The sequence below is a fragment of the Colwellia echini genome (assembly GCF_002843355.2).
Lineage (GTDB): Bacteria > Pseudomonadota > Gammaproteobacteria > Enterobacterales > Alteromonadaceae > Colwellia > Colwellia echini.
The window spans coordinates 113858-124963 of sequence record NZ_PJAI02000011.1 but is presented as its reverse complement, the minus strand read 5'-3'; the positions used below and the strand labels follow the sequence as shown (position 1 = coordinate 124963).

The 11106-nt window shown below is 39.2% G+C and carries 8 protein-coding genes; 5 read left to right on the top strand and 3 right to left on the bottom strand.

All coding sequences use genetic code 11. From position 1 onward, the window contains the following. Nucleotides 1-337: 337 nt before the first annotated feature. From CWS31_RS11160 to CWS31_RS11150, 3 genes are read right to left on the bottom strand one after another with little or no spacing between them, the layout of a single operon-like run. Nucleotides 338-1921 carry a general secretion pathway protein GspF gene (locus CWS31_RS11160; RefSeq protein WP_101345315.1) on the bottom strand — a complete coding sequence of 528 codons (1584 nt, stop codon included), beginning with the start codon at nt 1919-1921 and terminating at the stop codon, nt 338-340. Nucleotides 1922-1976: 55 nt separating this feature from the next. Beyond that, nucleotides 1977-4478, bottom strand: coding sequence for a LamG domain-containing protein (locus CWS31_RS11155; protein ID WP_246143493.1), 2502 nt, complete (start codon nt 4476-4478; stop codon nt 1977-1979). Then, entirely contained in the window at nt 4478-5776 is a 1299-nt protein-coding gene (locus CWS31_RS11150; protein ID WP_246143492.1) for a hypothetical protein, read from the bottom strand. The genes CWS31_RS11155 and CWS31_RS11150 overlap by 1 nt, the downstream gene beginning before the upstream one ends. A 222-nt stretch (nt 5777-5998) precedes the next feature. On the opposite strand from CWS31_RS11150, the gene CWS31_RS11145 reads away from it, so the two are divergent. From CWS31_RS11145 to CWS31_RS11125, 5 genes are all read left to right on the top strand, one after another. Beyond that, nucleotides 5999-8752 (top strand): HzsA-related protein, encoded by a 2754-nt coding sequence (locus CWS31_RS11145; protein WP_101345317.1) that lies wholly within the window; start codon nt 5999-6001, stop codon nt 8750-8752. A 21-nt stretch (nt 8753-8773) separates the two neighbouring features. Further along, nucleotides 8774-9622, top strand: coding sequence for an SH3 domain-containing protein (locus tag CWS31_RS11140; RefSeq protein ID WP_101345318.1), 849 nt, complete (start codon nt 8774-8776; stop codon nt 9620-9622). Further along, nucleotides 9592-10242 carry an outer membrane beta-barrel domain-containing protein gene (locus tag CWS31_RS11135; protein WP_101345319.1) on the top strand — a complete coding sequence of 217 codons (651 nt, stop codon included), beginning with the start codon at nt 9592-9594 and terminating at the stop codon, nt 10240-10242. Before CWS31_RS11140 ends, CWS31_RS11135 begins: the two co-directional genes overlap by 31 nt. A gap of 77 nt (nt 10243-10319) precedes the next feature. Then, nucleotides 10320-10832 (top strand): TlpA family protein disulfide reductase, encoded by a 513-nt coding sequence (locus tag CWS31_RS11130; protein WP_246143491.1) that lies wholly within the window; start codon nt 10320-10322, stop codon nt 10830-10832. A gap of 45 nt (nt 10833-10877) precedes the next feature. Continuing rightward, the gene (locus CWS31_RS11125; RefSeq protein WP_101345572.1) at nt 10878-11105 is read left to right on the top strand and encodes a DUF4266 domain-containing protein; all 228 of its coding nucleotides are present in this window, start codon (nt 10878-10880) and stop codon (nt 11103-11105) included. Nucleotide 11106 lies beyond the last annotated feature (1 nt).

Here is an 11106-nt window from a genome sequence, read left to right as displayed (position 1 = left end):
CACCAAATACCTACAAGTCATTCGTGGCTCACCTGCAGGGCAGCTTCCTACAGGTATACCAAATACCTACAAGTCATTCGTGGCTCACCTGCAGGGCAGCTTCCTACAGGTGCACCAAATACCTACAAGTCATTCGTGGCTCACCTGCAGGGCAGCTTCCTACAGGTATACCAAATATCTACAAGTCATTCGTGGCTCAGCTGCAGAGCAGCTTCCTACAGGTGCACCAAATACCTACAAGTCATCCGTGGCTCGGTTGTAGGAGGCTGCCCTGCAGGCGAACAGGTTGGAACAACCTGCTTGTTTTCTGTCTGTTATCGGATTGCTTTATGTGTTGTTAACCTGTGTATATAGGTTGAAATGCGGTTAGTGAATCTAACATGGTGCTATTACCCAAACCTTGGCCTGGAACTAAGGTTGAAAACTGGTTTTGTTCACCATGCAGCGCCATATAATTTAATAACACAGTTTGTACTAATAGGTTAACGTTGTTAGCTGAAGGTGCTGAAGCTGTTTCTACAGAAGCGTCAGGGCGCATAAAACCTATCTGTTGATTACGCGCTTGGGTGTCAGCATTTCCGCCCATTAACTCTGGTTTGCCGCTAGGATTAAACACTAAGAAAAATGAAGCGCCAGTTGACGAGTTATCACCAGTCCATTCACCTTTACCACGACCATCCATTGATTCATCAATACGGCCATTACTAGCAACAGAGCCATCACTAAAGACATACATCATTAATGGTTGATTACGTCTTGCTGCATATTCTAAACAAGCGCCCATACAGCGACCTGCACGTAAATCACGAAGTTCTCCTGTGCTGCGATCTCCAGTGTGGTAATCAAAGCCGCCCATAGTCACTGTACCGGCACCAGAATAACCGTTCACCACTAATTTCATGATAGAAGCTGTTTTTTGAAATTCGCGTTCGCCGTCAAATTCAGCCAGAGTGAATATGCCGCCGGGGCCCACAATATCAACATCGGCAACAGGATCTAAAGTGGTTGGATCACCAAATCTATCAGCGAGGTCGGCACTTTTAACATAACCGCAATTAACCATATCTTTAATTACATCATCACGGGTTACTTGGCTGTTTACTTTTGCCATTTTTTGCGCGCTAACCCGTTGTATGCTTTCCATCACTGCTACTGCATCTTGTTGTGAAAGAATATCAAATAAATCCCCTACATCGACTAAACCGGTTACATCGCTAGGTCGGTCTATTTTGGTTGGACGTACGCTTAAGTCAATGAAACTTGCTGGTGCCATTGAGTTGCCGCCAGAGTCAGTATTACGTGAACCTACAAGAGGCATTAATGAACCATTAGCTCCTGCGGCTGCAATTGCATACATTGGATTATGAGGATTGTTAGAAGTGTCATTATCAGAGCGACTTGGAATAACTGCGCCATTAATTTTTGCTGCGGTATCTGCTGATACTTTTTCTAAAATACCGCGTAGAAATGCTGAATCAGAATGAAAAGCTAATCCGAGATCGGTATTAACAAAATCTGATTGCATAGTGTCAGGATTGGCAATGTTTGGTGCCATATCCCCAGGTATCCCCAGCTTGCTATAACCTGCGGTAGATAAAAAATCTTGTTGCCCACCTAAGCCACCTACTAATACATTAGATCCAGATATATTGGCACCACCAGCTAAGTCAAAACTGATAAAAGGAATTTTCCCCGCGCCTTGAGCACTGATACCACAACTATCTCTTAGTGCTTCTATATCACTTGAAAGAGCTGCGTTGGCTTGCTTTGAGTTAGCTAATAGAGAAAAAACAGATAAACCAGCAACCGCATGGCCACCAGTTTTAAGGCCAGCAGAAATGAAGTCTCGACGTGTCATCGGCGCTTTATGATCACCAAATAACAAAGGTTCATTAGGTTGAAAATGTTTAGTTTTTCTCATGGGTACTTCCTATTTTACTTTTCTAAAGGTTCAGTCATTATTTTTATGTTAAATGTTACTGAACCAGCATAACGGCACTAGCTAATACTGCAGCACAGTTAGCTTTAGCAATGCTTTTACTTCTGTTGGCTGCACAATTACTGCCACATTGTGCTAAACGGGTTGTTAGAGCATCTAATTCAGTATAAACCCCTGACTTATCCGGTTGAGTAGTTAAACTTGACGGCATTAATTGCTCTAATAACGGGTTAATTAAATTTGCTTTACCTGCGTCGTTAAAAATATCAGCAGGCGGTTCGTTTAAATCAATATCAGGAAACCATGTTTCGCGAATGCTATTATCTTCAATAGCCGCATCGCAATAGGCAATAGCTAATTGCGTAATACCCATTTGCTGCGCTGAAATAAAGGTTTCGATACTTGTTAGGGTTGGCAGTTGCTGTTTAACCAGTTCATAAACTTTAGCTACATTTTCTGATGCTTTATTTACACCTGTTAATACGCTCATGCTAGCATTGATTTGGGCAAAGTTACGTAAACCTATTTTAGCGCTATCTGTTGTATTAAAGGTATCAGTAGGGGCGGTAAATGCATTAGCTGACCTTACATTACTATGTTCGCCAAGTTGCTCAAATGATAAGAAAAATTCATCATTACTCGCACCTTTATCTAAGGCGATAATAGTGCCTAGAGGAGAAAGTGCTAATGGCTCAGTAATCGCCTGACTTGCAGATAAATTTTTTGTAAGGTTTGCATACGTTTGCCCTTGCGCACTTTCTTTACCATTAACGCCAATGCGCAAACCTTTCAATAAAGTATCATCAGGCAAGGTTTTCCCGTCTAAATTCACTAAACTAGGATTAGTAAATAAATAACTGTAATTATCGTACTGGCTCACTTCGAATAATATATACGTATTGGCTAGCTCGACTAGTTCGCTTACAGAGAATAATAAAAAGAACTTTTCACCTACGCCAACATTATAATTTTGCGCAATATTAGCTTGGGTTATGGCACGATTATAAATAGCTAACAAACGAATGTTACCTTGCCAGACATGATTGTTTGAGGCTTCTCGGCCTAATATTAAAGCAAAACTGTCATCCCAGCTTGCAAGTGGCGAAATTGCCTCATCAGTAATCTCTATTAGTTTTCCGTTAACATAAATACGGCGACCTTCAATGGCTGAATAAGTCAGTACAACATGCTGTAATGTAGCTTGTAATACTTCATCATCGTTTGGTGTGCTGAGTGTCGGAGTGCCATTACTATCACTGTCGGCAGTTTGTAGCATAAAGTCATAATTATAAAGCGTTTGCCCTAGGGTAAAGTTTCTATCGCTATCACCTGCAGAATAACTGACAATTCTTGCGGGACCTTCTTGCGATACATTGTTTGGTGTAACCCAAGCTTCAACAGAAAACTCATTGGTTGAAGTAATTAAATCATGAATCTTTTTACTATTTGCCGTACTTGCTTGTGCTTTACCATTGGTAAATGATAAACCCCAACTACCTAACCATTCAACATTGCCCGTTAAAGTTAAGTTAGCGGCAGGAGATATACCCGAAGTATCATAAGCAGTGTTACCGCTACCCGTTTTAAACTGATATAAGGCAATAACATCGGTTTCAAAGCGTCCACCACTTGAAGCAACTAAACCATCGGTAAGTAATAGTGATTTGGATATCACCATCTCTGGCGATATTATATCAACACTAATTTCGTCGCTCATTGCTTGGATAGCGGTTTCCATTTCATCGCTGTTAGTAGCACAATCATTCCAACAATTATGAAACTCGCTGCGTAAACGCAGCACTAAACGTGATTTTTCAGGATTTTCTAAATTGATAACCTGCTTGGCAATTTCATAGGCTTTATCTATATCATCACTAGCAAAGAAAGGTGATTGAGCGGTACTTGAAGCTTCATTATGACAACTTGCACAATATTGAGTCACAATAGGGTAAACATGTGTAGCGAATAAAGTATTATCAACAGGGAAGTTTTTACTGCTACCTGGCTCTTTAATTACCGGTGCTTTTAATTCAATGGTGTTGGCAGTGCTAACTCTGTCATCAGCCCACAGTTTTATCCATTGCTGCATAGTTTCACCACAGGCTTGATCACTATCTAACCAACAATTGTGACCACCAGCGACTTTGGTTACTAAGCGAGAATCTTCTGGTTTACTTAGAGTGACTAGCAGGTTTGTAGCTGCATAAGCATCATTTACATTTTCTCTACTGGCAAAATAAGGCGCTTGATTACCTTCTGTATGACATGAGCCACAACGATCTGTCGCTGACATATTATCCCAAAGCGCAGTTTTAAATTTTTGAATGTCTTCAGTGGTTGGCGCGGGACCCGTATATTGCGCGTTACCAGTATCTTGGATAATAGGTGGTTTTTCTTCTACTTTAGAATCACCACATGCACTAACTAATAATACCAGACTTAGTAATAAATAGATTTTTACTTGTTTGATAGATTGATGAACTGCTTTATTGATTAGCGGACTAATTGGTTGTTTACATTGAGCTGGAAAATACATCATTACTCTCCCATGCAATATGCACCAACTTCAGCAAAGACTTGCTTAAGTTGATATGAATGTTGTTTAAAAGAGCTAGTTGATAATTGTATTTGTGATAAATCATCACTGCTTTCTGCATCACGTAAGCATACCGCTTTAAATACTTTTTTAACTTGGCACTGCGCAAAAGCTTCACTATTAGCAAGCTCTTCTCCTAAAGATTTCATGCCACTGCCTTTTCCGGGTAATGATTGATCCCAGCCTAAGCGTTGATTGGTGCCTTCACGCCAATAATTTTGCCAATCATCATTAGTTGTGACAAAACCGTAAGGAAAACTGCTGGCATTAAAATGATATTTTGCTTTTACTCGTGTGCCTGTAGCACTGTCAATATCAGCTGCTTGGTTATAATCTATCGAGCCATTAAGAGCGTCGGGATCAGTTTCACTATCAAACTGATAATCATAATAAGCAAACGCTTGAGCTAATGGATCCATACCCGTATGACAGCCAGAGCAGTTATTAATAAATAATCGACTATCACCGCCGGGGCTACGGCTAACATCTTGTCTAATTCTATCAGGTGGCAGGGTGTTATCTTTTAAAGGCTCTAAGTCGGTACATAAATGATTCATCAAGGTAAAGCGGAGCATGGCGCGGTTAGTGCCTAAATAAAAAAAAGCTTTAGCCGCGGCGCGAGAAGTTAATACGCCTGCTGTTGCTGTACTTGGTAAACCATTTAAACTTGACTGACTAACTTGTATTAAGCCTTCTGCCAAGTTAGTGAACTTACTTTCTAATTCATCATAATGAGTATTATTTACCTTACTGTAAGGTGTTAAATTAAGTTCAGGCTTACCAATGTAAGTAAAATCACCTTGAAGAATTTGTCTAAAATCAATGTCATCACGGATAACACCAATGACAGTCGCACTATAATCATTTAATGGTTCAAATATATCTTGATCTTCATTAGTCCAAGGGCTGGCAAAAACTTTTAAGGTAGTTGAGTAAAACTCAGGAGACTCCATAGCAATATAAGCCGCTTCATTGGCTTTGCCTTGCTCAATTAACTCACTCATTTGAATTAGTGTTGTTATTGAAGGCGGCACACCCGTAATACGATCATGCAACCGTTTAGCTTGCTCTAAACTTGAGGCCTGAACCGTAAACGAAATAGTGATAATTAGGCTTGATAGCACCATTAACATTATAGTTACAAAACTATGTTTTATATGCCTAACAAAAGTACTCAATCTATTGTTTTTTAATGTATAACTGCTTTTTTTTAAGCGCTTAATGCGCTGGGGGAGTGACATCTCCATACAGGCTCCTTGAAGATGCGATGTTGCAACTTTGTTACTTTGATATATAGTACAGTGTATATAATGATGTATGAACGAGCAAATGAATTATTTCAACGGGTATTACAGTCGATAATTCACTAGGTAAATGAACCTCAAACTCAACATTTCATAGTATTGTTTTTAAAGGTTTTTAGATTTTTTAACAATTTTAGTTTTTATTATTTAGGTATATGCATGAATCCGAAGCTATGGTGTAGCGGATTTGCACTTGTAGCTTTATTGATTACAGGCTGCAATGATCAAACAATACAAGAAAATGGACAAACAGATCCGGTACTCGTTGAATATCCTGTGGTTTATATTGAACGAAGCCTGAACCGCGTAGGAGAAGAAGAGTTAACTCCTGTGTCGTTTTCTGCTCGTAATCCCGCAGAGTTTAATGCAGGCGCCGCGCTTATTATAAAAAATAACGCTTTCGCTGATTCCCCTAAGACTTCTCTCACCGCTAATCTCTTTGTTGTTGATAGCGAAACCGATAGTGAAGTTTTATCTGAAGACATAGCTCAAGCTATTGATATTCGTGATTTAAGTGTATCAGCTGACGGACAGTCATTTTTGGTTTCTATTCGAGCACCAGAAATAGAAGATGCCGACGATGACGAACAACCCAAGTGGAATATCTGGCGCTACCAACAAAGTGATAAAAGCTTCCTACCTGTTATAAGTAGTGAAGTTATTGCCGAGCAGGGCGATGATCTTATGGCATCTTTCCTACCTGATGGCCGTATTATTTTTGCTTCAACTCGTCAGCGTTTATCCCGCGCCATTTTGTTAGATGAAGGTAAGCCTCAATATACGGCGACTAATGAGTCAGGAGAAGATTCCGCATTTAATATTCATGTTATGCAAGCTGATGGCAGTGATATTCAACAAGTCAGTTTTAATATGAGTAACGATATTTACCCATTAGTTTTACAAGATGGACGAATTTTATATAGCCGCTGGGATACTATGGGCGGTATTAATAAGATCAACTTATATCGTATGAATCCTGATGGTACTGATAATCAACTTATTTATGGTTGGCACTCTCAAAGAATTACTTTAGATGATGAAGAATACGATATTGATTATGTAAAACCACAGCAAATGCCGAATGGCGATGTATTGTTATTATTAACATCAGAACAAAGCGTGGGGTATCAAAAAAGGCCTGTGTTAATAAATATTGATCAGTTTATTGATAACCAACAAACACTCGCTTCAGCAGCAAATATCAATGAAAGCAACGCACAAAGTGATTTATTTTCAGATGACTTTTATAATTTTAATTTCTTAGATGAAATTAATAGTGCAGGGCGTTTAAGTCATTTATTCCCTATGCCTGATAACAGTAATAGATTTTTATTAAGCTGGGATTTATGCCGAGTAACTATAAATACGGGCACGAATGAAGAAACCATTAAATCTTGTGGCCAATTATCTCCTGAAGAGTTCTCTCCTGAAAAATTAGTAGAGCAAGGCGTTGAGTTAGCAACACCTTGGTATGAATTATGGTTATATAACGGTAACACCCATACTCAACAAATTGTCGCTAAAACAACCGAAGACAATATGATCAGCGAAGCTATTGTGATGCAAGCAACTAACAATGCACCCGCTTTTATTGCAGATAAAACACTTGGTAACGGTCTTATTGCGGAACTGGCGAACGAACAAGCAGCCGCTATTCATATTCGTAGTGTTTATGATATCGACGGTAGTGATTCTTCAATCAGTAATAGTAACCCACAAGGCATTAGCGCTTTACGTGATCCTAGTATAACTAGGGCTGAAGATTTACCTGCACGTTTTTTACGCATCGTTCGTGGTGTTCCCCTACCGCCACGTGAAGTTAAACGTATTCCAAATACTGATTTTGGTAGAAGCCGCAATCAGCTAATGCGTGAAATTGTAGGTTACACGCCTATTCAGCCCGATGGTTCAGTAAAAGTTAAAATTCCTGCTAATGTACCTTTAGCAATAAGTGTATTAGACGGTAATGGTCAGCGTATTGGTGGCAGACACAGACAATGGATCAGTGTTAAAGCAGGTGAAACACTAGAATGTAATGGTTGTCATACTCAGCAAAGTGAGTTACCTCATGGGCGAATAGAAGCACAAGCTGCAAGTATCAATAGTGGCGCTGCTATAGGAGGTTCTACTTACCCGAATGCCTCAGAAAATATTATTCCGCAACTCGGACAAACGATGGCGCAAGCCGATGAAATGGTTAACGGTTTGGCTGAACTTTCAGCAGATATAACTTATAAAGATAAATGGACTAACCCAGATATTTCTACACCAAACCCAGATCTTAATTATAGCTATCAAGAATTATCAACCGCAGCGCCTGAAGGCAGCAATTGTTTTACGAGTTGGAACGCTTATTGTCGACTACAGGTTAATTATGTTGATCACATTCAACCGCTTTGGCTGTTAACTCGTCAAGTGTTTGATGATGAGTCGGCAGAGCTACTCGCCGATAATACCTGCACTAACTGTCATGGGCCTGTTGATATTGATAACATTGCACAAGTTCCTGCAGGACAACTTGATTTAACTGACAGCGTATCTACTGATGAAACAGATCACCTAACCTCGTATCGTGAACTACTTTTTAATGATGCCGAGCAAGAAGTGATTGAAGGAATTGTGATTAATAAGCTAATAGATGTTGTTGATAGCAACGGCAATATTGTTTATGAAGTGGATTTAGAGGGCGAATTTATTTTAGACGCGGAAGGTAACCGAATCCCAGTACAGACAACAATCACTGTTCCTGCTATTTTATCGACTAGTGGTGCGAGGCAAAGTGAGCGATTTTTCGAGTTGTTCAAAACGGGTCGTCACGAAAATATGTTAACTGTTCATGAATTAAAATTATTGAGCGAATGGTTAGATATTGGGGGGCAATATTATAACACCCCATTTTATAGCCAGGATTAACCTATTAATGAAAGCCATATAATGAAAATAATAATTTTTAATTGTTTGTTACTATTGAATAATCTGTTTACTTTCTTAGCTAGCTTGCGTCTTTTTTCAGTAAGCCAATTTACTTTGATTGTCAGAATTGTTTTTGCAACTTTCTTATTCAGCACTAGTTTGCATGCAAATGAATCTGAACAAAATACTGAACAAAAATCGTCTAACACTCTAATCATTAAAGTGGCCTTTGTGGAATTACACTCGGGTCCAGGTATTGGTTACCCTGTTATCCATGTTGTCGAACAAGGTGAACAGCTTACCGTTGATGTTAAACGCACAAGTTGGCTAAAAGTAACAGACAAGCGTGGCAATATTGGTTGGCTACATCAAGACGAGCTATTTGGTTTAACCACACAGCAAGGCGAACATTTAACTAGTGCTGAAATTTCATGGAACGACTTTCAAGCCAGAGATTTTGAAGCGGGCTTTATGTATGGAAATTTTGACGACTCTCATTATTACAGCGTGCAATTAGCCTATCTTTTTAGCTCAGTATTCAGTGGCGAACTCTCTGCGGGTAAAGCTTTAGGCGCTATCTCAGATAGCGATGTTTATGAAGCTATGCTAATCAGCCAACCTTTTCCTGAGTTATTAATATCGCCTTATGTTGGTATTGGCGGTGGCATTATTAATACAAACCCGCACAGTGTATTGGCAGACAGCGAAAAACGACAAAATACCTTAATGAGCGCCGCTTTTGGCTTGAAATATCATTTAGCACGTAACTTTATAATACGCGCTGAGTATAAGTATTCGTTAGTATTAACGGATAGAGATGACAACGAAGAGATTCAAATATGGAAACTAGGTTTCAGCGTATTCTTTTAGCGGTGTCTTTGAGTTTATTAATTACTATAAGCTGGATTACGCCAACACAAGCAAATGAAAAAAATAACAGCACGGTTGATGTCGATGTTGAAAGGCGAGACGTACTTGAAGATATTCTTGATAATGAGAATTTTGAAGTAGGTGTGCAAATAGGCATCATGTCCATTGAAGACTTTGGCACTAACACGTGGGTGAGTGCTCACTTTAGTTATCACATTACAGAGTTTTTTTACGCTAAAGCACTTTACGGGCAGTCTGAAGCAGGCACAACTAGCTTTGAAAACTTGGTCAATGTACCGCCGCTACTTACAGATGAGCAACGTAAATTAAGCTATTACGGTTTAAATATAGGCTACAATTTAATGCCAGGCGAAGTGTTTTTGGGTAGAGACTTTGCGCTTAATAGCGTTTTCTCAATTGAGTTAGGTGGCGGCACAACAACGTTTGCAGGTGATGAAAAATTCACTGTTAACTTTGGCGTGAACCAACGGTTGTTTCTTAACGACTGGATTGCTTGGGACATTGGTATGAGTGATTATATTTTTGATACTGATATTGCTGGCGAAAATAAAACAACTCATAACTTAAACTTTACCACCGGCTTTGCTTTTTACTTTTAATTGCTGACTTATACGGCACTAAGTTTTCAATATTTAAGCATTGAATAGCTTAAATCACTTTGAAGGATATAAATTTAATGATGTCATTTTCTAAAACAAAAATATTGGTTTTAAATAGCTTACTTGCCTGTGTACTCTTTCTTGCAAGTACGGCTAATGCCCTAGAAATAGGAAAACCAGCTCCCGATTTTACCTTAAAAAGTTTAACTGGCGAAAACCTTAAATTAACTGAACAGCGCGGTAAAATTATTGTGCTTAACTTTTGGGCTTCATGGTGTGGTCCTTGTCGTGTCGAAATGCCAGTTTTACAAGACTTCTACGTAAAATACCAAGATCTAGGTGTATCTGTTTGGGGGGTTAATGTTGAACAAGAAAACCAAGCAGGACGTGATTTTTTAAAAGGGTTAGAGCTAACTTTCCCAATTCTGTTTGATAGCAGTAATACCATTTCTGATGTGTATGATGTTGAAGCCATGCCTACTACCGTTATTGTCGACAGAGATGGCGTAGTTAGATACGTGTATCAAGGCTATAAAGCAGGTTACGAAAAAAAATATGCTAAAGCTATTAAAAAACTAATCCGAGAATAAACCGTGTTTACTTGTCATAAATCATCTAATAAACCGCACAAACAGATATTCACCTCTATTTTTGCTGTTGTGTCTTTAATTAGCTTATCGGCATGTTCAAGTTTAAGTATTGAGCCTTGGGTGAAACCTTATGAACGTCAGAATTTGGCTGATCCTATTATGAGTAATGGTCGTCATCCAATCGCCGATAAACATGTTTCTCATGTATATGAAGCGCGGGAATCGTCACGCGGTGCAGAAGGTACTGGTGGCGGTGGTTGTGGTTGTAATTAAT

Excerpts from the sequence above, each read along its gene's own strand:
- CWS31_RS11160 (WP_101345315.1), bottom strand. The coding sequence starts at position 1,921 with ATGAGAAAAACTAAACATTTTCAACCTAATGAACCTTTGTTATTTGGT.
- CWS31_RS11155 (WP_246143493.1), bottom strand. The coding sequence starts at position 4,478 with ATGATGTATTTTCCAGCTCAATGTAAACAACCAATTAGTCCGCTAATC.
- CWS31_RS11150 (WP_246143492.1), bottom strand. The coding sequence starts at position 5,776 with ATGTCACTCCCCCAGCGCATTAAGCGCTTAAAAAAAAGCAGTTATACA.
- CWS31_RS11135 (WP_101345319.1), top strand. The coding sequence starts at position 9,592 with ATGGAAACTAGGTTTCAGCGTATTCTTTTAGCGGTGTCTTTGAGTTTA.
- CWS31_RS11140 (WP_101345318.1), top strand. The coding sequence starts at position 8,774 with ATGAAAATAATAATTTTTAATTGTTTGTTACTATTGAATAATCTGTTT.
- CWS31_RS11145 (WP_101345317.1), top strand. The coding sequence starts at position 5,999 with ATGAATCCGAAGCTATGGTGTAGCGGATTTGCACTTGTAGCTTTATTG.
- CWS31_RS11130 (WP_246143491.1), top strand. The coding sequence starts at position 10,320 with ATGATGTCATTTTCTAAAACAAAAATATTGGTTTTAAATAGCTTACTT.